The sequence below is a fragment of the Micromonospora sp. CNZ299 genome (assembly GCF_002754415.1).
This window is the reverse complement of sequence record NZ_PEFG01000001.1, coordinates 641265-665687: the sequence shown is the minus strand read 5'-3', so window position 1 is coordinate 665687 and position 24423 is coordinate 641265. Positions and strand designations below refer to the sequence as shown.

The 24423-nt window shown below is 70.2% G+C and carries 23 protein-coding genes, 3 tRNA genes and 1 pseudogene; 22 read left to right on the top strand and 5 right to left on the bottom strand.

Translation table 11 applies throughout. From position 1 onward, the window contains the following. Nucleotides 1–75 precede the first annotated feature (75 nt). Together CLT68_RS03215 and CLT68_RS03210 are read left to right on the top strand one after the other, a co-directional pair. Nucleotides 76–672, top strand: a pseudogene (locus CLT68_RS03215) (NADH-quinone oxidoreductase subunit C); the annotation flags it as partial. A 242-nt stretch (nt 673–914) separates the two neighbouring features. Further along, the gene (locus CLT68_RS03210) at nt 915–1877 is read left to right on the top strand and encodes a complex I subunit 1/NuoH family protein (RefSeq protein WP_088950268.1); all 963 of its coding nucleotides are present in this window, start codon (nt 915–917) and stop codon (nt 1875–1877) included. A 9-nt stretch (nt 1878–1886) separates the two neighbouring features. Here CLT68_RS03210 and CLT68_RS03205 read toward each other — a convergent pair whose 3' ends face one another. Beyond that, entirely contained in the window at nt 1887–2906 is a 1020-nt protein-coding gene (locus CLT68_RS03205) for a glutathione S-transferase family protein (RefSeq protein ID WP_099848718.1), read from the bottom strand. 89 nt (nt 2907–2995) lie between these two features. Between CLT68_RS03205 and CLT68_RS03200 the strand changes: the two genes are divergently transcribed. Next, nucleotides 2996–3424: an ester cyclase gene (locus CLT68_RS03200; protein ID WP_099848716.1), complete on the top strand. Its 429-nt coding sequence runs from the start codon at nt 2996–2998 to the stop codon at nt 3422–3424. On the opposite strand, the gene CLT68_RS03195 is transcribed toward CLT68_RS03200, so the two are convergent. After that, complete coding sequence (locus CLT68_RS03195; protein ID WP_099848714.1) at nt 3405–3980, bottom strand: Uma2 family endonuclease; 576 nt, start codon at nt 3978–3980, stop codon at nt 3405–3407. The two genes, CLT68_RS03200 and CLT68_RS03195, sit on opposite strands and share 20 nt — an antisense overlap. Before the next feature lie 95 nt (nt 3981–4075). Here CLT68_RS03195 and CLT68_RS03190 point away from each other — a divergent pair, with 95 nt between their 5' ends. The 11 genes from CLT68_RS03190 to CLT68_RS03140 all read left to right on the top strand — a co-directional run bounded on the left by CLT68_RS03190 (nt 4076) and on the right by CLT68_RS03140 (nt 15036). Beyond that, complete coding sequence (locus tag CLT68_RS03190; RefSeq protein WP_099848712.1) at nt 4076–4693, top strand: NuoI/complex I 23 kDa subunit family protein; 618 nt, start codon at nt 4076–4078, stop codon at nt 4691–4693. A 25-nt stretch (nt 4694–4718) separates the two neighbouring features. Further along, nucleotides 4719–5285 carry an NADH-quinone oxidoreductase subunit J gene (locus tag CLT68_RS03185; protein WP_099848710.1) on the top strand — a complete coding sequence of 189 codons (567 nt, stop codon included), beginning with the start codon at nt 4719–4721 and terminating at the stop codon, nt 5283–5285. Next, nucleotides 5282–5644: an NADH-quinone oxidoreductase subunit NuoK gene (gene nuoK / locus CLT68_RS03180; protein WP_099848708.1), complete on the top strand. Its 363-nt coding sequence runs from the start codon at nt 5282–5284 to the stop codon at nt 5642–5644. Before CLT68_RS03185 ends, nuoK begins: the two co-directional genes overlap by 4 nt. Beyond that, a complete protein-coding gene (locus CLT68_RS03175; RefSeq protein WP_099848706.1) occupies nt 5641–7569 on the top strand; it encodes an NADH-quinone oxidoreductase subunit L in 1929 nt (642 codons plus the stop codon). The genes nuoK and CLT68_RS03175 overlap by 4 nt, the downstream gene beginning before the upstream one ends. Next, nucleotides 7566–9074 (top strand): complex I subunit 4 family protein, encoded by a 1509-nt coding sequence (locus tag CLT68_RS03170; RefSeq protein ID WP_099848705.1) that lies wholly within the window; start codon nt 7566–7568, stop codon nt 9072–9074. The genes CLT68_RS03175 and CLT68_RS03170 overlap by 4 nt, the downstream gene beginning before the upstream one ends. Nucleotides 9075–9129: 55 nt before the next feature. Continuing rightward, on the top strand, nt 9130–10632 hold the full coding sequence (locus CLT68_RS03165) for an NADH-quinone oxidoreductase subunit N (RefSeq protein WP_099848704.1): 1503 nt from the start codon (nt 9130–9132) through the stop codon (nt 10630–10632). A 116-nt stretch (nt 10633–10748) separates the two neighbouring features. Continuing rightward, on the top strand, nt 10749–11624 hold the full coding sequence (htpX, locus tag CLT68_RS03160) for a zinc metalloprotease HtpX (RefSeq protein WP_099848702.1): 876 nt from the start codon (nt 10749–10751) through the stop codon (nt 11622–11624). 147 nt (nt 11625–11771) lie between these two features. Next, complete coding sequence (locus CLT68_RS03155) at nt 11772–13031, top strand: MFS transporter (protein ID WP_099848700.1); 1260 nt, start codon at nt 11772–11774, stop codon at nt 13029–13031. Between the two features lie 130 nt (nt 13032–13161). Then, the gene (locus CLT68_RS03150) at nt 13162–13689 is read left to right on the top strand and encodes a dihydrofolate reductase family protein (RefSeq protein ID WP_088950256.1); all 528 of its coding nucleotides are present in this window, start codon (nt 13162–13164) and stop codon (nt 13687–13689) included. Between the two features lie 228 nt (nt 13690–13917). Beyond that, nucleotides 13918–14187: a zinc finger domain-containing protein gene (locus CLT68_RS03145; protein WP_099848698.1), complete on the top strand. Its 270-nt coding sequence runs from the start codon at nt 13918–13920 to the stop codon at nt 14185–14187. A gap of 96 nt (nt 14188–14283) precedes the next feature. Beyond that, on the top strand, nt 14284–15036 hold the full coding sequence (locus CLT68_RS03140; RefSeq protein ID WP_099848696.1) for a DUF1028 domain-containing protein: 753 nt from the start codon (nt 14284–14286) through the stop codon (nt 15034–15036). A gap of 42 nt (nt 15037–15078) precedes the next feature. On the opposite strand, the gene CLT68_RS03135 is transcribed toward CLT68_RS03140, so the two are convergent. Together CLT68_RS03135 and CLT68_RS03130 are read right to left on the bottom strand one after the other, a co-directional pair. After that, nucleotides 15079–15717: a class I SAM-dependent methyltransferase family protein gene (locus tag CLT68_RS03135; protein WP_099848694.1), complete on the bottom strand. Its 639-nt coding sequence runs from the start codon at nt 15715–15717 to the stop codon at nt 15079–15081. A gap of 54 nt (nt 15718–15771) precedes the next feature. Next, the gene (locus CLT68_RS03130) at nt 15772–16266 is read right to left on the bottom strand and encodes a YajQ family cyclic di-GMP-binding protein (RefSeq protein WP_088950253.1); all 495 of its coding nucleotides are present in this window, start codon (nt 16264–16266) and stop codon (nt 15772–15774) included. 147 nt (nt 16267–16413) lie between these two features. Between CLT68_RS03130 and CLT68_RS03125 the strand changes: the two genes are divergently transcribed. The 4 genes from CLT68_RS03125 (at nt 16414) to CLT68_RS03115 (ending at nt 19798) form a co-directional block, all read left to right on the top strand. After that, nucleotides 16414–16497, top strand: a tRNA-Tyr gene (locus CLT68_RS03125). A 1048-nt stretch (nt 16498–17545) separates the two neighbouring features. Beyond that, nucleotides 17546–17854 (top strand): hypothetical protein, encoded by a 309-nt coding sequence (locus CLT68_RS32785; RefSeq protein WP_158240856.1) that lies wholly within the window; start codon nt 17546–17548, stop codon nt 17852–17854. 12 nt (nt 17855–17866) lie between these two features. Continuing rightward, nucleotides 17867–18013 (top strand): site-specific integrase, encoded by a 147-nt coding sequence (locus CLT68_RS03120; protein ID WP_199176975.1) that lies wholly within the window; start codon nt 17867–17869, stop codon nt 18011–18013. Nucleotides 18014–19216: 1203 nt separating this feature from the next. Beyond that, a complete protein-coding gene (locus CLT68_RS03115) occupies nt 19217–19798 on the top strand; it encodes a hypothetical protein (RefSeq protein WP_143743121.1) in 582 nt (193 codons plus the stop codon). A gap of 118 nt (nt 19799–19916) precedes the next feature. Here the strand turns inward: CLT68_RS03115 and CLT68_RS03110 are convergent, their stop codons facing one another. Then, entirely contained in the window at nt 19917–20270 is a 354-nt protein-coding gene (locus CLT68_RS03110) for a hypothetical protein (protein ID WP_099856734.1), read from the bottom strand. Between the two features lie 225 nt (nt 20271–20495). Here CLT68_RS03110 and CLT68_RS03100 point away from each other — a divergent pair, with 225 nt between their 5' ends. From CLT68_RS03100 to CLT68_RS03085, 4 genes are all read left to right on the top strand, one after another. Further along, complete coding sequence (locus tag CLT68_RS03100) at nt 20496–20846, top strand: hypothetical protein (RefSeq protein WP_486482061.1); 351 nt, start codon at nt 20496–20498, stop codon at nt 20844–20846. 721 nt (nt 20847–21567) lie between these two features. After that, on the top strand, nt 21568–24093 hold the full coding sequence (locus tag CLT68_RS03095; protein ID WP_486482060.1) for a putative bifunctional diguanylate cyclase/phosphodiesterase: 2526 nt from the start codon (nt 21568–21570) through the stop codon (nt 24091–24093). A gap of 93 nt (nt 24094–24186) precedes the next feature. Then, nucleotides 24187–24259: transfer RNA gene (locus CLT68_RS03090), tRNA-Thr, on the top strand. A 24-nt stretch (nt 24260–24283) separates the two neighbouring features. Then, nucleotides 24284–24356, top strand: a tRNA-Met gene (locus CLT68_RS03085). Nucleotides 24357–24423 lie beyond the last annotated feature (67 nt).

Below are 24423 nucleotides of genomic sequence, written 5' to 3'. Positions count from 1 at the left end.
GCGCCCAAAGCCGGCAGATCATCTGGCATCGGCGGCGGCCCGGGCCCGGGCCCGGTCGGCACTAGGATCAGCGGCATGACTCCCGAAGCCCTCGGTGCTCGGCTGGTGGCGCTGCTCGCGCCGGTCGAGGCGACCCCGTCGGTCTCCGGCGGGCAGCGGTTCGCCCGGGCCACCGTTGACGTGCCGCCGGAGAGCTGGCTGGTCGCCGTTCGCGCGGCCCGCGACGACACCGAGCTGGCCTGCGACTTCTTCGACTGGCTCTCCGCCGTCGACGAGTTGGCCGAGGGCTTCGACGTGGTGGCGCATCTCTGGTCGACGCGGCTGCGGCACGGTGTGCTGCTGCGTACCCGGTTGCCGCGTGCCGATGCCACTGTCGCCTCTGTGGTGGATGTCTACCCGGGTGCCGCCTGGCACGAGCGGGAGACGCACGAGATGTTCGGCATCGGCTTCGCCGGCCACGGCGAGTTGCGTCCGCTGCTGCTGCCCCCGGAGTTCGAGGGTCACCCGCTGCGCAAGGAGTTCGTGCTCGCTTCCCGGGTGGCCAAGCCCTGGCCGGGCGCGAAGGAACCGGGCGAGTCGGAGGCCGGCGGTGGGCGTCGACCGATCCGCCCGCCGGGTGTTCCGGCTCCGGGTGAGTGGGGCCCCACGCCCACCCCGGCCGGCGCGGGTGGTGTGGGGGAGGGGCCGCGTGGCGGCACCCCGGCCAGACCCGCCGGTGACCGTCCGGCACGGCCCGCTCCGGGGGCCCGTCCGGCGCGTACTCCCCGGTCTGCAGCGGCCGACCACGGCCCGGCCGTGCCCGAGCAGCCCGCGCCCGCTGCCGGCCCGGGCTCACCCGACCAGCCGGCGCCCGGCCCGGTCGCGGACCCGCCGGCCCGCGCCGAGCGCACCGACGACGACGGGGGTACGACCTGATGCCGCTCTGGGTGGAGCTGGTGCTGCGGGTGGGTGGCGTGCTGGTCGCGTTCCTCACCCTGCCGTTGCTGGTGGGCCAGGCCGAGCACAAGGTGATGGCGCACATGCAGGGCCGGCTCGGCCCGATGTACGCGGGCGGCTTCCACGGTTGGGCCCAGCTGGTCGCGGACGGGGTCAAGTTCGTGCAGAAGGAGGACGTGACCCCACGCGAGGCGGACCGGGCGGTGTTCCGGCTGGCCCCGGTGGTGGCCCTGGTGCCCTACCTGCTGGTGCTGCTGGTCATCCCGCTCGGCCCCAACGACCTGGTCGGGCAACCTCTGGACATCGGCTTGTTCTTCGTGCTGGCCGTGGTCGGTGTCGGGGTGGTGGCGGTGCTGATGTCGGCGTGGGCGTCGGCCAACAAATACAGCCTGCTCGGTGGGCTGCGCGGTGCCGCACAGCTGCTCGGTTACGAGCTGCCGCTGGTGCTGGCCGCCGCGTCGGTGGCGATGGCGGCGGGCACGCTCAGCCTGTCGGGCATCGTCGAGGCGTGGCAACCGTGGTGGCTGCTCTGGCAGGCGCCCGCGATGATCATTTTCTTCGTCGCCGGGGTGGCCGAGATCCGCCGGCCGCCGTTCGACATGCCGGTGGCCGACTCGGAGCTGGTCTTCGGTTACATGACCGAATACACCGGGCTGCGTTTCGCGTTCTTCCTGCTCGCCGAGTACGTCGGCATCGTGGTGATCGCCGCGCTGACCACTGTGCTGTTCCTCGGCGGATGGCAGGGCCCGTTCGCGGACGACCAGTTGGGTTGGCTCTGGACCCTGCTGAAGGTCTTCGCCGTGTCCTTCGTGATCATCTGGCTCCGGGTGTCCTACCCCCGGCTGCGTGAGGACCAGCTCCAGCGGCTCTGCTGGCTGGTGCTGGTGCCAGCGTCCCTCGCCCAACTGGTCCTCACGGCAGCCGTCCGCGTCGCCCTGTAGGAGCGCCGCTCAGCGCAACGGGGTGTGTGCGGGGTCGACGGGCTCGGCCGGCGGCGGGGGTGGGGTGCCGTCGCCGAACGGGCGGCCACCCAGCGTTTCCCGGCCGTGCGGGGTGAGCCAGTTCGACAGGTCGGGGCCGAGCGGCACTATCCCGGTCGGGTTGATGTCGCGGTGCACCTCGTAGTAGTGCCGCTTGATGTGGTCGAAGTCGATGGTGTCGCCGAAACCGGGGGTCTGGAACAGGTCCCGGGCGTACGCCCACAGCACCGGCATCTCGCTCAGCTTCTGCCTGTTGCACTTGAAGTGACCGTGGTAGACGGGGTCGAAGCGGACCAGGGTGGTGAACAGTCGCACGTCGGCCTCGGTGATGGTGTCACCGACCAGGTAACGCTGGTCGGTCAGCCGCTCGGTCAACCAGTCCAGCCGGTCGAAGAGCTGGTGGTACGCCTTGTCGTACGCCTCCTGGCTGCCGGCGAAGCCGCACCGGTAGACGCCGTTGTTGACGTCCCGGAACACCACCGCGTTGACCTCGTCGATCTGCGCCCGCAGGTGCTCCGGGTAGAGCTGCGGAGCGCCGTCGCGGTGGTACGCGCCCCACTGCGTCGACAGGTCGAGGCTCATCTGCGCGTAGTCGTTGGTCACCACCTGCCCGGTCGGCACGTCCACCATCGCCGGCACGGTGATGCCGCGCTCGTAGCCGGGGAAGCGCTTGAAGTACGCCTCCTGGATGCGCTCGATGCCGAGCACCGGGTCCCGGCCGTCCGGGTCGAGGTCGAAGGTCCAGCTCCGGGCGTCGTGGGTGGGGCCGGCCACCGCCATCGAGATGGCGTCCTCCAGGCCGAGCAGCCGTCGCACGATGATCAGGCGGTTGGCCCACGGGCAGGCCCGACTGACCGCCAGCCGGTACCGGCCCGGCTCCACCGGGTACCCGTCCCGCCCGTCCTCGGTGATCCGAGTGGCGATGTACCGCTGGTCGCGGGTGAACTCGCCACCCGGCTCGACGTACTTCCCGCCTGTTTCCTCGCCCACGTCACCCTCCCGGTCCGGTCAGTGTCTGTACCCCATCCTTACGGATCTACCGCTCAGCGACGCGGAGTGGACCCGGTTACCCTGCCGGCATGACGGATGTGGAGGCGGCGGCCCGCCGGTTCATCGCCGACGTGTGGAACGCGCGCCGGGAGGAGTCCGCGTACGAGTTGATCGCCGACGACTGCCCGGGGCTGGGCGGCACCGGGCCGGAGGCGACGCTGGCCTGGCACCGCGAGCGCCGGGCGGCCTTCCCGGACCTGCGCTACAAGATCGTGGACGTGGTGGCGGCCGGCGAGCGGGTGGCCGTGCACTGGCGGGCGGCGGGCACGCACGTGGGGCAGTTCGGGCCGGTGCCGCCGACCGGGCAGGTGGTCAGCTACTCCGGTGCGACGTTCCTGCGCTTCGACGGGGCGGGCCGGATCGTCGAGGTGTGGAGCTGCAACGAGCTGTTCCAGCTCCTCCAGCAGCTCGGCGTCGAGATGCTCCCACCGACCGTCGTCAGCGGACCCGGGGCGTGATCCGGCTGATCGCCAGGTTGATCGGGAAGGGCTCGCCGGTGTCGACGAACTTCGTCCACCGCCCCGTCTCGCTGTAGACCTCGTTCACCGCGTCGATCCGGTAGGTGACGACCTCCAGCGCGCCACCCTGCGTCTCGATCCGCCAGTAGAACGGGATGCCCGCCTGGGCGTACAGCGCCGGCTTCAACACCCGGTCGATGGAGCGGGTGCTCGGTGAGACGATCTCGACGGCAAGGACCACCTCGTGTGGCTCGTACTTCGACGGCTCCCGCGCAGCTGCGGTGGCCGTGGTGATCAGCACGTCGGGGATGAAGGACCGGGTGCGGTTGATCCGCACCTCGACGCCCTGGGTCACGTCATAGCCGTCGGGGCAGTCAGCGTGCAGCTCGGCCATCAGTAGCCCAGCGATGATTTGGTGCGTGCGGGTGGGGGAGGGGGACATCAGCAGCACTCCATCGAGCAGTTCCCGGCGGCGGCCATCCTCGGGCAGCGCATCCAGATCGTCAGTCGTCCACCCGCCGTCGGGCGGGTAGTCGCTCTGCAGCGCGGCGGTCATGGCAGGTCCTTCCAGGTGCGTTCGTTCTCCCCGCGACCACGGTACCGCCCTGGACCTGTGGGTGGTGGTCGCGCGCGCCGGGGCCACAGGGCAGGATGGTCGGCATGAGCGACCCCAGCGAGCACGGCGACCCGGCCAGCGCCACCGGTGCGCGTGGCCTGCCCGGCGCGGGCCTGGTGAAGGGGTTGGCGGTCACCCTCAAGACGATGACCAGCCGGACGACCACCCAGCAGTACCCGGACGTCGCCCCTGAGCTGCCGCCCCGCTCGCGTGGCGTGATCGCGTTGTCCGAGGAGAACTGCACGGTCTGCATGCTCTGCGCCCGTGAGTGTCCGGACTGGTGCATCTACATCGACTCGCACAAGGAGGAGGTGGCGGTGCCCGGCGCCGCCCGCCCCCGCCAGCGCAACGTGCTCGACAAGTTCGACATCGACTTCTCGCTCTGCATGTACTGCGGTATCTGCATCGAGGTCTGCCCGTTCGACGCGCTCTACTGGTCACCGGAATTCGAGTACGCCGAGTACGACATCAAGGACCTGCTGCACGACAAGGACCACCTGGGTCAGTGGATGGCCACGGTTCCGCCGCCGCCCGCGCACGACCCGAACGGTGAGCCGGCCAAGGAGGAGACCGCCGCCGCGCGCAAGGCGGCCGCCGCCCGTCCGGCCCCTCCATCGGTACGCTCCGACGCCGACCAGGACCCGGCGTCGTGAGCGCCCGAGCCGGAGAGGCGGCCCGGTGACCGGAGCGGATGTGCTGCTGCTCGCCCTCGGCGCGGTGGCGGTTGGCGCCGGCGTGCTGGTGGTGACCACGAAACACCTGGTCCGGGCCGGGCTCTACCTGGTGGTGTGCCTGGGCGCGCTGGCCGGTGACTTCCTGGTGCTCAGCGCCGAGCTGGTGGCCTGGGTGCAGGTGCTGATCTACGTGGGCGCGGTGGTGGTCCTGCTGCTGTTCGCGGTGATGCTGACCCGGGCCCCGATCGGTGCCTCCGACGACCTGGACCGGCCTGGCTGGCCGGCCGCCCTGATCGGTGGCGGCGCCGGGCTCGGGCTGACCGTCCTGCTGATCGACGCGTACCGCTGGAGCAGCGTCGCGCTTCCCGCCGCGGGCACCGCGGAGCGGCTGGGGGAGCAGATCTTCCAGTCCTGGGTGCTGCCGTTCGAGGTGCTGTCCGTGCTCCTGCTCTCCGCGCTGGTGGGCGCGATCGTGCTGTCCCGGCCGGACATCGGCCGACCCGCCCCGCAACGCGACGCCACGGCAGCACCGGACGCCCGGGTCGACGTCGAGCCCGGGGGGCGCCGGTGAGGCCGGTCATCCCGTACGTCACCGCCGCGCTGCTGTTCGGCCTCGGCGTCTACGGCGTGTTGCGCCGCCGCAACGCGGTGCTGGTGCTGATGTCGGTCGAGTTGATGCTCAACGCGGTCAACCTGATCCTGGTCACCGCGGACACCACCGCCCGTGCCGTGCTGCCGCACTCGGGGCAGGTCTTCGCATTGTTCGTCATCGTCCTCGCCGCCGCCGAGATCGGCGTGGGGCTGGCGATCGTCCTCCAGCTCTACCGGCTGCGGGCCACCGTCGCGGTGGATGACGTGCCGCTGACCGAGCCGGCGCAGCCCTTCGACGGGCGAGAGCCGGCCGTCCTGGACACGGAGGCTCGCCGGTGACCGGGCTGATCGGGGCGCTGCTGCCCGCCGTACCGCTGGCCGCCGGCCTGCTCGGCCTGCTGCTGCCACCGGCCCCACGGGGCAACAGCGCGACCGGCGGCGATCGGGCCCGCAGCGCGGCCGTCGCGCTCGGGGTCGCCGGTGCGGCCGTCGCGCTGGCGTTGGCCGTCGCGCTGCTGCTGACTGTCGACGGGCCGACGGAGACGTCGACCACCTGGGTCGACGTCGGCGGGCTGATGGTGACCCTCGGCGTACGGCTGGACGGCGCCGCCGCACTGGTCGCGGTGGCGGTCACCGCGGTCGCCCTGGCGGTGCAGGTCTACTCGATCGGCTATCTGCGACGCGGCCCGCACGACGACATCGACGTCGACCACCGCTACGCGCCGTACGCGGCCCAGATCAGCCTCTTCACCGGTGCGATGCTGCTGGTGGTGGTCGCCGGCGACCTGATCATGCTGCTGGTCGGCTGGGAGGTGATGGGCCTCTGTTCGTACCTGCTCATCGCCCACGACCGTCGACTGCCCGGCGCGCCGGCCGCCGCGATGAAGGCGTTCCTGGTGACCCGGGTGGGTGACGTCGGGTTCCTGCTCGGCATCGCGCTGCTGGGCGTGTCCACGGGCAGTTTCCGGATCGCCGACGTGCTCGCCCACGACCACTCCGGCGTGACGTTGACCGCTGCCGGCCTGCTGCTGCTCGCCGGTGTCGCCGGCAAGAGCGCGCAGTTCCCGCTGCACACGTGGCTGCCGGACGCGATGGCCGGTCCGACGCCGATCTCCGCGCTGATCCACGCCGCCACGATGGTCGCCGCCGGCGTCTACGCCGTGGCCCGCCTCTACCCGCTGTTCACGGCCGCGCCGGTGACGCTGACCGTGCTCGGGGTGGTCGGCGCGATCACCCTGCTGCTCGGCGCGCTCGCCGCCACCGCCCAGGACGACATCAAGCGCGTGCTGGCCTGGTCGACGGTGTCCCAGTTGGGTTACATGACCGGCGCGCTGGCGGTCGGCTCTCCGTCTGCGGCGCTGTTCCACCTGCTCACCCACGCCGCGTTCAAGGCGCTGCTGTTCCTCGCCGCCGGCGTGGTCATCCACGCGGTCGGCACGACCCTGATGTCGGAGATGGGCGGGCTGCGGCGCAGCATGCCGGTGACGTTCTGGTGCACCGTGGTGGGCCTGGGTGCGCTGGCCGGGGTGCCGCCGCTCGCCGGTTTCTGGAGCAAGGACGGCGTGTTGACGGTCGCCGAGTCCGCCGCGTTGGAGGGCACCGGCCCGGCACCGTCCTGGGTGGGCTGGCTGGTGTGGATGGCCGGGCTGCTCGGCGTGGCGATCACCGCCTGGTACGCCGGCCGGCTGCTGCTGCGCGCGTTCTTCGGCACACCACGCCTGCCGCTGGTTCGCCCGCACGACCCGCCGGCGGTGCTGCGGTGGCCGGTGCTGCTGCTGGCCGTGCCGGCCGCGCTGCTCGGTCTGGCCGGGTTCGTCGGGGCGTTCGCCGATCGCCTGCGCTTCCCGACCGTGCCGGTGGCGGGCTCTGAGGACGGCCTGGTCCACGTGGGGCCGGGGGTGCTGCTTCCGCTCGTGTTGCTGCTGGTTGGCGCCGGGCTGGTCACGCTGGGCTGGCGTCGGGACCCGACCGCCGACCCGGCGGTCGCGCTGGGCCCGCTGCGGCCGGTCTTCGCCCGCGCGTTCCGGCTCGACGACGTCCAGCACACCCTTGTCGTACGTCCCGTCCGCGCGCTGGCCCGCGTAGCGCGCACCGGCGACGAGGTGGTGGTGGACGGCGTGGTCGAGGGCAGCGGCCGGGCCGCATCCGGTCTGGGCGCGGGGCTGGCCACGCTGCACCGAGCGGCGTTGCCCCGGGCCGCCGCCGGTGTGCTGGCCGGCGCGCTGCTGATCGGGCTGGCCGCCGTAATAGGGGTGAACCTATGACGTTTGGGCAGGTGTTGCTGGTCGCCGTCCTGGCGGTGCCGGCGCTCGGCGCGGTCGCTGTGGCGGCGACTCCCCGGGACCGGGCGGCAAGGTTGGTCGGCACTGTCGCGGCGGCGCTGACCCTGCTGGCCGCGGTGCCGCTGGTGTTCGGCGGTCGGGGTTGGGTCGCCTGGTCGGCCGGGGCGCCGGCGGTGCGCCCGTGGCACCAACTTGACCTGCCCTGGGTGCCCGGCCTGGAGTTGCGCTTCCATCTCGGCGTGGACGGCATCTCGTGGCCGCTGGTGGTGTTGACCGCGCTGCTCACGTTGCTCTGCTGCGCGTACACGATGTGGCGGGTTCCGGACGGCGGCAGTGGCCGGGCGTTGGTCGCGTTGCTGCTGGTGGTCGAGGTGGGCATCCTGGGCACCTTCCTCGCCCTGGACCTGGTGCTGTTCTTCCTGTTCTTCGAGGTCGTCCTGCTGCCGATGTACGCGATCATCGCCGGCTGGGGTGGTGCGGACCGGCGTCGGGCGGCCCGCAAGTTCGCGCTCTACACCCTGTTCGGCTCGGTGTTGCTGCTGGTCGGCGTGTACGTGGTGGTCGCCGCCGCCGGCACCGCGGACGTGGTGGCCCTGACCGGCGGTGCGGGGATGTCCAGGGGCACCCAGCTGGCCGCGTTCACCCTGCTGGCGTTGGCCTTCGCGGTGAAGAGCCCGCTGTGGCCATTGCACTCCTGGCTGCCCGACGCGCACACCCAGGCGCCAACGGTGGGCAGTGTGGTGCTGGCCGGCGTACTGCTGAAGATGGGCACCTACGGTCTGATCCGGGTGGCGGTGGGGGTGGCGCCGGAGGGCGCCCGTTGGGCGGCGCCGGTGCTCGGCGTGCTGGCCGTTGCCGCGATCCTGGTCGGCTCACTGGTCTGCCTGGCCCAGTCCGACGTCAAGCGACTGATCGCGTACTCCAGCGTGGGGCACATGGGCTTCGTGCTGCTGGGCGTCGCTACGCTGACCACCATCGGCATCCAGGCGGCGTTGATCGGCAACATCGCGCACGGGGTGATCACCGCTCTGCTGTTCTTCCTGGCCGGGGCTGTGAAGGACCGAACCGGCACGGGCACCCTCGCCGAGTTGTCCGGGCTGCGGGAGACCGCGCCCCGGTTGGCCGGTCTGCTCGCGTTCGCGGCTGTCGCGTCGCTCGGTCTGCCCGGGCTGGCCGGGTTCTGGGGCGAGGCGTTCGCGGTGATCGCGGCCGTCCAGGTGGGCGGCCCGCTCTGGACCACCCTCGGGGTGCTGGCCGCGATCGGCGGTGCGCTCACCGCGGCGTACTTCCTGCGGTTGCTGCGCCAGGTCACGCACAACCGTCCGAGCCCCGCCGTGGGGCGGGTCGGCCCCGGCCTGGCCGGTGCGGAGTTGACCGCGTGGGTGCCGCTGGTGCTGCTCGCGTTGGCCATCGGGCTGGCCCCGGCGCTGGTCCTCGGCGTCGCCGAGGCTCCGGTCGACGCCCTGATCGGGGTGGTCTCCCGGTGAGCGCGAGGCGTACGGCGAAGCGGAGCCCCGCAGTCGCGAACAGAGGCAGGCTCACATGAACGTGGTGCAGAGCGTGGACAGCGTCGCGCTGCTGCCGGCCTACCTGGCCGCCGGCACCGCAGTGCTCGTGCTCCTCACCGACCTGCTGCTGGCCCGGCCACGGGCCACCATCGTGGTGGCCGCGCTGGGCGCGCTCGGCACCGCCGTCGGCGCCGCCCTGGTCGGCGCGGCTGGGGAGCGGCGGACGTTCTGTGTCGGCGCGGACTGCTCCTGGATCTTCGGCGGCCGGGCCGCCCTGGTCGGCGCGGTGGTGGCCCTGCTCACCCTGGGCGTGCTCGGGCTCTCCGCACCCGCGCTGCGGGCGGGGCGGTCGCCGGTGGGGGAATACTGCTTCCTGCTGGCCTGCTCGATGACCGGCGGCGTGGTGCTCGGCGCGGCCGGCGACCTGATCACCCTGATCGTCGCCCTGGAGACGCTGACCCTGCCGCTGTACGTGCTGGTGGGCCTGCGTCGGGGGAGCCTCGCCAGCGCCGAGGCGGCGGTGACGTTCTTCGTGGTCAGCGTGGTGGCGACCACGCTGACCCTGCTCGGCGCGGCGCTGCTGTACGCGGTGACCGGTGGGCTGCACCTGGACCGGCTCAGCGCGTTGCTCGCCGAACGGCCGGAGTTGCGGGACCTGCCGCTGACCACCGCAGCGGTGGCGGTGCTGCTGGTCGGGCTGGCCTTCAAGGTGGCGGCGGTGCCGTTCCACGCGTGGGCGCCGGCCACCTACGACGGCGCGCCGCTGCCGGTGGCCGCGTACCTGTCGACGGCGTCGAAGCTGGGCGGCCTTGTCGCACTGCTCGCCGTCGTGCAGCGGGCACTCCCACCGGATCAGACCGGCCCGGTGCTCGCCCTGCTCGCGGTGCTCACCATGACCGTCGGCAACCTGGTCGCGCTGCGCCAGCGGCGTACCGTCCGGCTGCTGGCCTGGTCGTCCGTCGCGCAGGCCGGCTACATCCTCGCCCCGCTGGGGGCGTTGGCGCTGGCCGCCGGCCGCACCGACGAGGCACGCTCCGCCGCGTACGCCGCCGCGATGGCGTACGCCGTCTTCTTCGTGGTGTTGGAGTTGGCCGCGTTCGCCGCTGTGACCGCGCTGCGCCCGGCCGGTGCGGACGGCGGCACGCTGGACGACCTCCGTGGGGCGGCCCGCCGGCACCCCTGGCGGGCTGCGGCGCTCGGTCTCGCGCTGGTGGGCCTGGCCGGCCTGCCGCCGGGGCTCGCCGGCCTGTTCGCGAAGGTGACAGTGGTCCGGGCGCTGCTCGACGGTGGGGCGGCCTGGCTGGCGCTCGTGGTGGCGCTGAATGCGGTGATCGGGCTCGCCTACTACCTGCGGGTGACCGCCGCGCTCTGGGCACCGGCGACGACGACGCCCGGCCCGGCCGCGGCGCAAGCCGGTGGCGGTGCGGCTGCCGTACCCGTGGTGGGTGTGGTGGCCGTGGTGCTGGCGGTGGCGACGGTGGCCGCCGTGGTGCTCGGCGTCGCCCCGCAGTTGGTGCTCGATCTGGCCGGCCGCTGACCTGACCTGGCACTTCGGTCTCAGTGAACTCTCAGCGTTGAGACGGATGGTTGGTGGGTACCGGGTTGTTGAACCGGTCAGCGGATCCCGGCGATCCGTGCACCGAAGGAGACATCGTGCACCACAACCGTCTGAAGACCGCAGCGCTGCTTGGCCTGCTCAGCGCCCTGATCCTCGCGGTGGGCTACTGGTTCGGCGGCAGTGGCGGTCTGGTCATCGCTGTCGTCGTCTCACTGGTCATGAACGGCGTCACCTACTTCTACTCCGACAAGCTCGCACTGCGCTCGATGGGGGCGCAACCAGTCACCGAGGCGCAGTTCCCCGAGCTGTACCGGATGGTGCGGGAGCTGGCTACCGACGCCCAGCAGCCGATGCCGCGCCTCTATGTGAGCCCGACCTCGCAGCCCAACGCGTTCGCCACGGGTCGTAACCCGCAGCACGCGGCGGTGTGCGTGACCCAGGGGATCACCGAGATCCTCGACTACCGCGAGCTGCGCGGTGTGATCGGGCACGAGCTGTCACACGTCTACAACCGGGACATCCTGATCTCCAGCGTGGCGGCGGGTCTGGCCAGCATCATCACCCTGCTGGCGAACCTCGCCTTCTTCATCCCGCTGGGCGGCGGGGACGACGAGGACCGGCCGAACCCTGCCGTGCTGCTGCTCACCCTGATCCTCGGCCCGATCGCCGCCACGGTGATCCAGTTGGCGATCAGCCGGAGCCGTGAGTTCCAGGCGGACGCCTCGGGTGCCGAGTTGAGCCGCGACCCGCTGGCCCTGGCCAGCGCGCTCCGCAAGATCGATGCGGTGGCCCGCCGCCGGCCGTTGCCGGCCCAGGGCCAGCTCACCAGCACCGCCCACCTCATGATCGCCAACCCGTTCCGGGGCGGCGGCATGGCGGCGCTCTTCTCCACCCACCCCAAGATGGAGGACCGGGTCGCCCGGCTGGAGCAGATGGCCGCCAACGCGGGGCCGGTGCAGTTCCAGCGCTGACCCGCTGCTGATTCACGTCTCCGCCCGTACCCGGTCACACCGGGTACGGGCGGAGCGCTGTGTCGAGGCTGATATCCGGTGTCGTCCCGTCCGGCGGCGGCGTTAGGGTCGTAACGGCTCACGCTCATTACATTTTCGGAGGTTTCGGTGGCCGCGCTGCGTCAGTACCTGGGTGTGTGGCGGATCCCGGGCGCACCGATGCTGCTGATCACCGGCATCATCGGGCGACTCGGGATCGGCATGACCCCACTGGCGCTGCTCCTGGTGGTCGAGCAGGTGACCGGGCGGTACGCGCTGGCGGCCATCGCGGGCGGGATCTACGCCGTCGCCGGCGCCGCGCTCAGCCCCGTGGCCGGGCGGGTCGCCGACCGGGTCGGCCCCACCCCCGTCCTGCTGGTCACCGCCGTGGCCCACCCGGTGGCGCTCATCGCGCTGCTGCTGGCCAGCCGCTCGGGTGACGACGCCCTACCCACCATCTACCTCGCCAGTGCCGTGGCCGGCGCCACGTACCCGCCGCTCACCGCCGCCATCCGTAACGCCTGGAACGACCTGACCAGCCCCAGCTCCGGCCGGTACGCCCTGCGCAACACCGCGCTGGCCGCCGAGACGTCGCTGTTCGAGATCGTCTTCGTGCTCGGCCCGCTGCTCGTCGCCGGCTTCGTGCTGTTCGCCGACGCGGCAGCCGCGCTGATCGGCGCGGCTGTGGTCACCCTGGTCGGCACGACCGCCGTGGCCCTCGGCGAGGTGATGCGCGGCTGGCGCCCGCACGCGAAGGAGCACCACGCCAGAGGGCTCGGGCCGCTGCGGGTCGGTGGATTCCCGGCCCTGCTGGTCTGCGTGGCCAGCCTCGGCATCGCGTTCGGCGCCGCCGGGGTGATCGTCCCGGCGTACGCGAGCGGCCACACCACCGACGACCCGGAGAGCCTGGCCGGGATTCTGCTCGCCGTCTGGGGGGTCGGCAGCGCCATCGGCGGGTTCTGGTTCGGCGTCCGCAAGCCGGCACCGAACATGACCCGCCAGTTCGCCCTGCTGCTCTCCGCCGTGGCCGGCACCTTCGTGGTGTTCGCGGTGATGCCCACCCCGCTGGCGCTGGGTGTCGCGTTGGTCGTCGGCGGGGCCGCCATCGCGCCCGCGCTGACCCTGGAGAACACCCTGGTCGGCCGGATCGCCCCGGCCGGAATGCTGAACGAGGCGTACACCTGGGTGGTCACCGTGGCGGTCGCGTCGAGCGCCGCCGGCGGCTCGGTGGCCGGCCTGATCGTGGACCACACCGGCGGCGTCAGCTGGGCGTTCCTCTTCGCCGGAGCGGCCGTCGCAGTCGGGGCCGCGGTCGCCGCGCTGCCCGCCGGGCCCATCGCCCGTGCGGAAAACACGGCGGTACGCGCCGAACAGCCCGTGACGGTCTGACCCCGCTGCATTCCGCGGGCGTGCGTTCCGTGCGGGCTTGATCCACTCGGGTTCCTTGAAGTCGGGGTGTTCCTGCGCGGCGGATACCCCGACTTCCAGGAATCCGAGTTCCGCCGCCTACCCTGGGCGCATGGCCAAGGTTCTATATTCGGCGACGGCGTCACTCGACGGCTACATCGCCGGCCCCGGCGGCGACATGTCCTGGCTGACCGACCACCTCGGCGGCGAAAACCCGACGGCGGAGCGCCTGCTGCACAGCGTCGGCGCGATCCTGGCCGGCAACGGCACCTTCGGCGGCGACGACCCCAACCGCGGCACCGACAGCGAAGGCGCGTTCGGCGGCCAGTACCACGGGCCGGTCTTCGTCCTCACCCACCAACCACCGGCCGAGCCACCCGCCGACGTCACGTTCGTCGGTGACCTGCACACCGCCGTCGCCCAGGCCAAGGAGGCCGCCGGGGACCGGTACGTCAACATCCTCGGCGCGAATGTCGCCAAGCAGTGCATCGAGGCTGGTCTGCTCGACGAGATCCTGATGTTCTTCGCCCCGGTGCTGCTCGGCGACGGGGTGCGTATGTTCGACCACCCGGGCGGCACCAAGGTGCGGTTGGTGCCACTGCCCGGCGAGACCGAGCACTGGTACAGCGTCGTCTACTGAACCCGACTGTCCATGCCTGGTCGTCGATGGACTCCCGCCTGACGAGCGGAGCGAGCCGCCGCCGGGCCGGGGCGGTCGACGCCGACCCGGTGGTTGACGACGGCCTGGGTGGGTCCATGCCGACCCGGACGTTCATGCCTGCCTGGGTGGTTCGACGGCCGACCGCTGAACCCCGCCGCTCGGCAACTGGATCCGTTTCAGGTCGTGCATCCCGGGAACGACGCTGCCATGCCCGACCCCGACCCCGACCCCATGGAAGAGCGTGCGAAGAGCGCGGTGCGCAAGGTCCATCGGGCCGCTACCCGGCATCAGGACGAAGACCTGCATCAGGCGGCGGTGGAGATCAGCCGCATGGCTGGTGAACTGGGGCACGATCCGGGCTCGATCGAGGATTGGCGGCGCTGCCCGGTGTGCGGGGCAGAGCCGGGGGCGCTCTGCATCCAGGTGCCGGGGCACGACATGGTCGACGGTGTGCATCCGGAGCGGATCAGGCAGTAGGACACGGTGTGAACGGATCGCGGCGCCATGCGGAGGTGCCGACGACGGCAACGGCGGGGCCTGCATGCCGGAAGTTCGTCCGGGTATCTGCCGGGCGTGACCTTCTCGATCGCCGCACGGTGTCGTCGTACCGGCCAGCTCGGGGTGGGAGCCCTGACGGCCAGGCCCGCCGTCGGCAAGCTCGTCGCACACGTCCAGTCGGGCAGTGGTGCGGTGGCGACCCAGGCCACCCCCAATCCGTTCCTGGCCTACGACGGCCTGCCGCTGCTCGGCGAGGGCCGCTCGCCGCAGGACGTCCTGACCGAACTGCTGGCCCGTGACCCGGGTCGGGAGGTGCGGCAGGTCGGCATGGTCGACGGCAACGGCAGCTCGTACGCCTTCACCGGCTCCCGCACGAAGGACTGGGCGGGGCACCGCAACGGGCCGGGTTACGCGGTGCAGGGCAACCGACTGGTGGGCCCGCAGACCCTCGCGGAGATCGTCCGGGTGTTCGAGGAGAGCGGCGAACTCGACCTGGCGGAGCGGCTCGTTCTGGCCATCGGGGCCGGCGAGGAGGCCGGCGGTGACCGGCACGGCGCACGGTCGGCGACCGTCACGGTGGTCGGCGATCAGCCGTACCCGCTCTGGGACGTACGGGTCGACGATTCCGAGCATCCGGCGCGGGAACTGCGCCGGCTGCACGGCGTCTTTCGGGAAGAGGTGCTGCCGACCATCCGGGGGATGCCGACCCGCGACGACCCCATGGGCGAAGCCGCCCGGCAGGCGCTCGGGGCGGAGATGGGGCGCAAGACACCGCCAAACGCGGTCAAACAGCAGTCATCAACGACGGCAACCGGCGAAGCCCTGTGAGTAGGCGTCGGCTGCCCGTTGTCGGGCAGCGACCAGTTGGCGTCAGCGCAGGAACGTGAAGACAGTGTCCGCAGGGTCCAGAAGCTGCGGAGAACCTTCGAACCGGTGAACGCCCACAGAAAATTGCGCATCGTCCGGAGCGTGGAATGCCTGCTCCACGAAGCCGGCACCCCGGAGCCACTCCCGTACAGCTGGCGTCAGGTCCGGGTCTCGCCGGGTCCTGGTCCAGATCACGGTGGCACCCTCAGCGCACAACCGGGGCAGGGCAGCAACGGTTCGCTCCACGTCTGCGTCTGAGATGTTGCCGAAGACCCCGACCATGAGCACCAGGTCGGCCGGAACGGTCCCCGCATACGCGGAGAGTTGGCCCGCGTCAGCCTGCCTGATCACGATGTTGGAGATGCCGGCCTGATCGGCGGCGGCCTGAGCGGCAGTCACATTGCCCGAGTCGAACTCAAGCAGGGTTCCACGTACACGTTGAGCATCAGCCCTTGAGGCGAGGACGCCGATAAGGTCATGCCCTTGCCCCGCGCACACGCTTATCGCAGTCAGCCGTTCGTCGAGGCGCTGATCCAGCCACGAGGCAATGTGCTGCTGGACCAGCCGCAGCCGACGAGACAGCGGGGAGTTTTCGTCGGCGTACGGCTCATGCCACGCCTGCCAGTGAGTCTGGGCGGTCATCTGGGCCAGCTTGACAGCATGATCGATCCGCTTACCAGGCCGGCGGTCGCCGCCTTACCTGTAGTTGTTGAACTGGAGGGCGACGCCGAAGTCCTCACCCTTGAGCAGCGAGATGACGGCCTGGAGGTCGTCCCTCTTCTTGCCGGTGACCCGCAGCTGGTCGCCCTGGATCTGCGCCTGCACGCCCTTGGGACCCTCGTCGCGGATCTTCTTGCTGATCGCCTTGGCCTTGTCCGTCTCGATGCCCTGGATCACCTTGCAGTCGATCTTGAAAATCTTGCCGGACGGGCGCGGCTCGCCAGCGTCCAGCGACTTCAGCGAAATGTTCCGCTTGACCAGCTTCTCCTTGAACACGTCCAGTGCGGCGAGGACCCGCTCCTCGGTCTCTGCCTGAAGACCGATCGCCTCCTCGCCGGACCAGGAGATCTCCGCACCGGTGCCGCGGAAGTCGAACCGCGTCGCGAGCTCCTTTTCCGCCTGCCGAAGGGCGTTGTCGACCTCCTGGCGGTCAACCTTGCTCACGATGTCGAACGACGGGTTCGCTGCCATGTTTCTGCTCCTGCTGTCCGGCGGTCTGGGCTTGCCGTCGGCCGCCGACCAGCGGCACGACCCCCTGACCGTACCCGGTTGCGGAGGTCCCGGGGGAAGCCGCTATCCTTGCTTCCGCCGCCGCGTTACGACGCGGTGGGGTGCCCTGGCGGGTTGCCCGAGCGGCCAATGGGAGCGGACTGTAAATCCGTCGCGAAAGCTTCAGAGGTTCGAATCCTCTACCCGCCACCAGGTGCAAACACGGCCCCTGACCAGCAGAGATGCTGATCGGGGGCCGTTGTCGTTTGTCTGGTCGAGTCCGGCTGAGTCCAGCCGTTGGCGACTGGTTGTGGGCAGATGGTGGGCAGGTCGATCTTGCCTCTCAGGGCTTCTCTGAGGCTGCGAACGCTCGTGCCCTGGGGAGGCCGGCCCGGTGCGAACCCGCCTGGAGCGACCGGTTACGGGTGCCGTGGGGCTTGCCTGGCCGCGGAGGTAGGCCGGGGGCAAGCCAGTCCCGGGGTTGGACTGGCGCGGCAGCCGGAAGCCCTGGCCCTCGGTTAGGTCGACCTGACGGCTTCCGTACCGCCTAGCCGTGGTCGTGCTGCGTCTAGTCAATGGATGTTCGGGGGCGGCGGTCCGGCGGCAGTCGGTGGCTCTCCGCCCCGGCGCCGGAGGCGGCCGGGGCGGCTTGCCGCCGGCCGGCTCACCGCCCGCGGCGCGCGGAGCGCGGCGCCTTGATCCAGAACAGAGAAATTCGGCAGCGGGGCGAATCACCGGCGGGCTAGGACGTCAGCACACCGACCGCGAGGCTAGTTCCGTCTGCCGACCCAGGCGTTAGCCACTCCTGTTATCGAACAAGAGTGCAAGACGGGAGCTGCGACGTGCGGAAAGATTGCCCGGCTGGGCCCCGAAAGGGGCGCTAAGGCTTCGCTTAAGCCGCCCAGTAACCCCTCGTCGCTTCGCTGAAAAGTAGAAAGCAATCTGAAGCACGGTCTGCCCCCTATATGGCGCTGTAGGAGCCCGACCGGTCCACATGATTACCCCAGCCCGGCGTCCCACCGACCGAGGTCGCCCGGCGCCTGGGCCACGGAGTCGCCGTCCTGCTCCGCGTTTACGCCAACTGCATCGACGGTGGCGACGACACCATGAACGACAAGATCGGCGACGCGCTCGGATGACCACGCTCCGCCATCGTGCGAAGATCTCGGCATGTCTGTTCTCCGAAAGGACCATGCCGCGTAGACGGCCCGGGGAGCTTCGGCGCTCCCGCTCGACACGCTCGGCCTTGTGCCGCTGCGGGATGCTGGCCTACCACTTCTCAGTGGTACCTGGTCTATCAGGTCGCGGTCTGGCCGCAATCCTTGATCTTGAACTCACGCGGCTCGGGCCTTTCGACGTGGAGCGGGCGCTCGAGATCTGGGAAAAGGCGGTGCGGCATCCGGCCCACCGGATAGATGATTCGGCGTACCGGGCACCTTATGAGCCCACTTATCGGTTGGTCAGTCCGCCTTGTGCGCGAGCGATCCTCGAAGTCGTCGCCCATGCGCTGCCCAAGCGGGACGCTCGCACGTTCCGACGACGCCTGGCCCTGCTGGACGAGATGTGGTGAACAGCGGGGGCCTTGCTCTGGCTGAATGCCGGCGTCCCGCCGACCGAGGTAGCCCGGCGCCTGGGCCACGGAGTCGCCGTCCTGCTCCGCGTCTACGCCAACTGCATCGACGGGGGAGACGACACCATGAACGACAAGATCGGCGAGGCTCTCGGCTGATGTTGCAGCCCAGTGCCATTATCGTGCCCGTGGCAATGAGTCGTGAGCGTCGGCGGAGGGTTGTGAGTGCCTTCTTTACGGCAGGCGCGACCTGGACCGCGGCGTCTGCTGGCTTCGCGGAGGCCCCGTCGCGATTCCAACTGATCATGTCGGGCATCGCTGCTGCCCTCGCCGCCAGCGCGGCAGCCCTCAGTCCTGACGCGTCTGCAAAAAACCGCGATCTTGCTATGTAGCCTCTCGGCTGCGACTGCTCGGCTTGGCCCGGGTCCTAGCGCAAGCAGTGGCTTTAAAAAAAGCCTCGATGGTTAGGTTTGGAACGTTAGACGGTCTGCGTGGGCGTGGGCAGATGATGGGCAGTCGAGCATGAGTGGGCGGGCGGCGGAGCCAAAACCGCAGCTGAGACCCCCTAGGTGCCTCAAGATCGCGGACGCCCTGTAAATCCGTCGCAAAAGCTTCAGAGGTTCGAATCCTCTACCCGCCACCAGGCAAAGACAAGGCCTCCGAGCTGCGTAAACGCAGTTCGGAGGCCTTCGTCGTCTCCTGCGACCGTTGACCGCTACTGTCCCTCACTCTCCGGCCGATCGGGCACGTAGCGGGCACGTCCTGGAGCTGCGGCACGGCCCAGACGGGAGCTGGTTGGTGACGCGAGACGAACTTCTGAGCGCCCTTGTTGATCATGTGCCGGCCCATCGCGCGTGCCGGCAGGCCTTGCTCCAGGGCGCTGAGGTTGTCATCTGGGATGACGGAATTCCGGCATCCCACCTGGAGGCGATCTATCGGCGCCGCGAGCGGCACGCCCGGAGAACAGGCCAGCCGACGATCGGGCTGCAGGAGGCCGCGGAGCGACTTCGGGATTGCGGGACGGAATCCGTACGGCTGGGCACTGTGACAGTGAAAGTTCCGCCCTGTGCGTTCATGCTGTTTCTAACCTCGGACCAGCCGCGCGTGAGCGGGTGCACCGGTGTCGGGCGTCGTTAGAGGTCGTGAGGCACCGCCAGTTTGGAAGAGCGTGCTCAAGCGGGTCGTGATGCCCGAAACGCCTGCGGGCGGCGGCGGGCCAGGTTGCGTCTCGTGCCCGCTCGTGCCCGTTGCGCGCCATAGTTGCTGGCCCACGGATGGCCCTGCCGGGCCTTCGGATTCCAGCATCCCGGTCTCGGTGGGCGGGCGCTCGCCTCAGGTATGGCTGGCGCTAGCCTTCTGGCCGTGTCTGATGCTGATCTGATGCTCGCACGCATCAAGAGCAGTGCCGTAGCCGCTGACCTGTTGGCCGGCTACTTCGACTTTGAGGTAACAGGCGATGAGCCTGCTGAGGAAACTCGATTGGCGTCAGGCGCGGCGCTGGAGGCCATCGCAGGCGAAAGCACTGGTGGCGTCTACTACCTCTGCGGAGTCGGATCCTCCCGGCCGATGATCTTCGCGACTTCGGAGGGGCAGGCTGGCCTGATCGCGGCGAGCCTCGCCGAGGCATTGGAACTGATCGTTGGGGTGCCGTACTGGCAGGACTGCCTGAAGTTTTCTGGAGGAGGCAGTCTCGACGAGATGCGGTTGGCTGCAGTGCGGCTGGAACATGACCTGCAGCAGGACTTCCCGCAAGCCAAACAGCAGCAGGAGCCGCTGCGCCGAGAGCTGGGGTTGCCGCAGACGCCGGTCGAGGACCTGCTGGCGAAGCTGCACGAGTCGGTTGCCCGTACTGAGCCGGATTTTGTTCTGCTCGGCCCCGACGGTGACATGCATGAGTCGCTCTTCAACACGTTCCGCGTAAGCGACAACCCGGCCTGGCGTTGATGCCCCCGTCGCGGGAGGGTTGTGGTGCAGCTCCCGTGGCCGTGGTGAGACGAGGGGTGTTGAGGGGTGGGGTGCGCATCAGCGGCTGATGACGGCCACCCCCGCCGCCGGCCGGCGGCTACCGGAACTCGTGCACGACCTCGATTTGCCCGACGATGTGGGCGTTGAACTCGTCCAGTTCCTCGGCCGGCACCCACAGCTCCAGAATGGTCTTGCCGCCTGCCTGGCGGACCGGGTACCGGCTCAGGAACTCCGACTCGACCCGGAAGCGGGTCACGTAGCCGACGCCGGACGCGGGCACGTTCCAGTCTCGGGCGATCATGATCGCGTAGTCCTCGTTCAGGACCGGGTAGAAGATCGGCTGATCCGGCAGGCGCGGCGGCCACGCCCGCCATCCGGAGTCGCGGACGAGAGCCAGCTCGTTCGGTCCGGTTGGGCGCCACAGCACCGTCGTCCCGCCATCGCTGCTCATGTCGACCTCGCCGCTCGGGTTCCTGGTGAGCCCGGACAGTACCGGCGGACCTGCATCCCGGACCACCGGATTCGACTCGCCGTAGGGGCGGTGGCTCGGCAACCTGGAGCAGGACGCCATGTGAAGAGCTACGCGGTGCAGATCTGCGAGATCGGTAGACGCGCTGACCGGAAGGCTCGACCGTGGCGGGTCCGTTGGGCGGTGAGCAACCAACGCTTCGGGGACATGTTTCGTACCAAAGCCCTGGCGCACTCGTTCCGCGCCGATCTGGTCCAGGCGGCCAGCGCGGGAGAGCCCTTCGACCCGGCGACCGGCCGCCCGGTCTCCGCGTTGGTACTGGGAGTTCGGCCGGTTCCAGGCCGCCGGTCAGGCTCCTCCTCCGGTCACGGTTCCGGTCGGCTTCGCGACGTTCCCGGGGAGATCTGGGCCGCCCCGCGCAGTTGGGTCGAGGCGGCCTACCCCGGCGTCGCGTACATCAACGAAGTCGACAGTGGTGGCCACTTCGCAGTTTGGGAGCAGCCGGAGCTCTTCTCCGCCGAGATGCGGGCCGCGTTCCGCCCGCTGCGAACATCCTGACGGCGGTCGCGGTACAACCGTCGCGCACTCTTCAAGAAGTCGCCGTACGCACACCGTGCTGTCGACGCTGGCCCAGAGGCGGCCGACCCGTAGGACGGACGACTGGGCAGACCGGGTTGCCCGGGTGCTCGCCGCACCCCATCGAAGTGAGGTTCGGGTCGTCCCGCAAGGCGCGATAACGGTCACGATATAGATGACAGTGACCTGTTGCGGCGAGGTGGCGGCGAGTAGTGTGCGAAGCCGAGGCGGGGGCCGCGCAGTTCGTATCAACCGATACGTCTGGTGGGGGTGCTTTCCTCCGCTAGGTCGTTTCTTGAGCATCTGAGTGTGGGTTGATCAGCGGATGATCTGGCCGGACGATGTGCGGGCCCGGCCGACCGGGTCGGCCTGCGGGGCGGTCGGTCTGATTGCGGGTGGGGGAACTTTCCAGGCGGACGCCGCTGTGGCACCATCGTGGAATCTCCATCCCCTCACAGGCCCCCTGCCGACAGGAGCTCCAAATGTCTGGTCGAAGGTATGGCCGGCTGCGTTTGGCGTCCATCGCCCTCGCTGTGCTGGCCGTTGGCCTCCTCGGCGCGCACATCGGCGAGGACTACCAAGCCACCGGCATCGAGTGGGGCGCCCCCGCCGGCCACAGCGTTTCGATTTCGAGTGGAGCGCAGTCAGCCGTCGGTCGGTGATCCTGGTGCCAACACGGCGCAAACGATGACAGGGCAGTGCGTTGGCATCTGAGGCCAGCCGACGTCGGACGACCGAACACGCCTGGCTGATCACGGCTCCCCTCGCCGGGATCGCGTTGGTGGGCATGTTGGTCCTCGCGCTGTCGGAGCCGATCCGCTTCGCGGACTGGCCGATCGCCGTAGTGCTGCTGATGGTGATGGTCGCCGCCGGGATACCGACGCTCAACTTCGTGGTCCGCCGTCAGGCGGTCGTGGTGACCCTCACCGAGATCCCGCTCGTGCTCGCGCTGTATTGGCTGTCGCCGCTGCTCGTCATCGTCACCGCCACGGTGGCCGAAGTGTTCACCCAGATGCATCGCGGCTACGCGCCGCCGAAGGTCTGGTTCAACGTCGCCCGGGCTGCGGCCGGCGTTTCGGTGGCCGGCCTTGTGCTGGCCGCGTCGCCGCAGCTGACCTCGGTACGGCCGTCCACCTGGGGCGTGCTCTTCGCGGCCGTCACCGCCAACTCACTCATCAGCCTGGCGGCTGTGGTCGGCGTGATCACCCTCCTGCAGGGCTGGCAGGGCACCCGGGAGACGTTGAGCACCGTCGTCCAGGTCCTGCTGACCTCGGCGCTGAACGTAGCGGTCGGGATGCTCATCCTCATCGCGTTGGTGACGACCCTCTGGTCGAGTTTGCTCCTGCTCTCGCTGGCGGTGGCTGGCGCGTTGCTCTACCGCTCCTACTCCCAGTTCCTTCGGCAGCACCGGACGCTGGGCGACATGTACGAACTGACCCGAGCCATGAGCGAGGCGGGCCAGGAGGGCAACCTGGCGGACGTGCTGCTCGGCCGGATCCGCTCTCTGATGCAGGCGGAGTATGCGACGCTGTGGCTTCCGGCGCAGGGTCGGCACCCGGAAGTCCTGCTGACGTCACGCCTCGACGACCTGGGTCTGCTCGACGTCGCCCAGACCCCGCCGCTGTTGCGGGAGACCGTCCGTGAGTCGGGCCACACAGTTGCCATCGGTCGGGCCTTCGGCGGTGACCCGGCGCTGCGGTCCGCACTTGCCGACTCGAAGGTCAAGGATGTGATCGCGGTGCCGCTGCGGTCCGGCCAGGCGGTGATCGGCACCCTCGAAGTGGTCAACCGGCTCAGTGACGTCGGCCATTTCACGGCCGCTGACATCCCGGTCTTCGAGACCGTGGCCGCCCACGTCGCCGTTGCGCTGGAAAACTCGCGGCTGGTCGACCGGCTGCGGCACGACGCGTACCACGACACGTTGACCGGGCTGCCCAATCGGCGGCGGATCACCGGGGCACTGGACGAGTCGGTCAAGATCCGCCTTCCCGGCGAAGTGGTGGCGCTGCTGCTGTTCGACGTGGACGGGTTGCGGCAGGTCAACGAGTCGTTGGGCCACGCCGCGGGAGACAAGGTCCTGGCCGAGGTTGCCAACCGGTTGCGCGCCAATGCTCCGTCGTCGGCGCTGGTCGGCCGTGCGAGCGGCGACGAGTTCCTGGTGACGTTGCGGTTGGAGAGCGCCGAGGCGGCACTTGAGCTGGCCGGCCAGTTGCGTGAGCAGATCCGCGACGAGATGGTCTTCAACGCGCTCACCCTCGACGTCAACACCGCTGTCGGGGTGGCCGTACACCCCGATCACGGCAGCGATGCGGCGGCCCTGCTGCTGCGGGTCGACCTGGCAGCCACGGCGGCCAAGTCGGTGCCGGGCAGCGTGCAGCTGTTCAACCCGGCGCTGGAGTCCCGATCGCTGCGCCGGTTGGGTCTGGCCGGCGATCTGCGCCGAGCGCTGGACGACGACGAGCTGGAGGTCTACTTCCAGCCCAAGGTGACTCTCAGGGATCGGCGCCTGGTGGGTGTCGAGTGCCTGGCCCGGTGGGAGCACCCGACGCACGGCACTGTCGCCCCCGAGGACTTCGTGGCGGTGGCCGAGCACACCGGCCAGTTGAGCCGGCTCACGGAGGTGGTGCTCCGCGAGGGGCTGCGCCGCAGCCGGGACTGGGCGCTGGCCGATCAGCCGCTGCCCATCGCGGTCAACCTCGCCGCCCGTACGCTCACCGACCAGCACTTCCCGGACCGGGTCCAGGAGCTGCTGACCGAGTACGGGGTGCCGGCGCAGCGGCTCACCCTGGAGATCACCGAGGCGGGCGTGCTGGACGGCACGGACCGGCCCATCCCGACCCTGCGGCGGCTGCGGGATCTCGGCGTGCGGTTGTCGGTGGACGACTTCGGCACGGGTGACTCGTCCCTGGCGCACCTGCGCCGGCTGCCGGTGCACGAGGTGAAGGTGGACCGCTCCTTCGTGCAGGGCATGGCGACCGACCCGGGGGACCTGGCGATCGTCAACGCCGTGGTGACCCTCTCACAGCAGTTCGGCCTGGCGGTGGTGGCCGAGGGCGTGGAGAGCGAGTTGACCCTGGAGCTTCTCCAGGACATCGGCTGTGAGATCGGGCAGGGCTTCCTGTTCAGCAGGCCACTGCCGTACGAGCGGTTGGCTGCCTGGTTCGGTGCCCAGGTCGAGACGGAGACGGTCGCCAGCGGGGAGCTTCCGCGCCTGCGTGTCGTGCCCTGAGCAGGGCGCAAACGATCACCGGGGATCCGATTTCACCTGTCGAGCCGGGCCGTGTACTCTTACTCCTGCGCGCCCCACGGGGAGATCGCGCAGGCCCCCTTAGCTCAGTCGGCAGAGCGTCTCCATGGTAAGGAGAAGGTCTACGGTTCGATTCCGTAAGGGGGCTCGAGGGTTCAGCTGGACCCATCGCAGCGGTGTAGCTCAGATGGTAGAGCAAGCGGCTCATAATCGCTGTGTCGCCGGTTCAAGTCCGGCCACCGCTACTCTCGTCTTCCGGGCTCGTTGCCGGTGGTCGTAAGAAAATGGGCGCTTCTGGCGCCCACTTTGCAT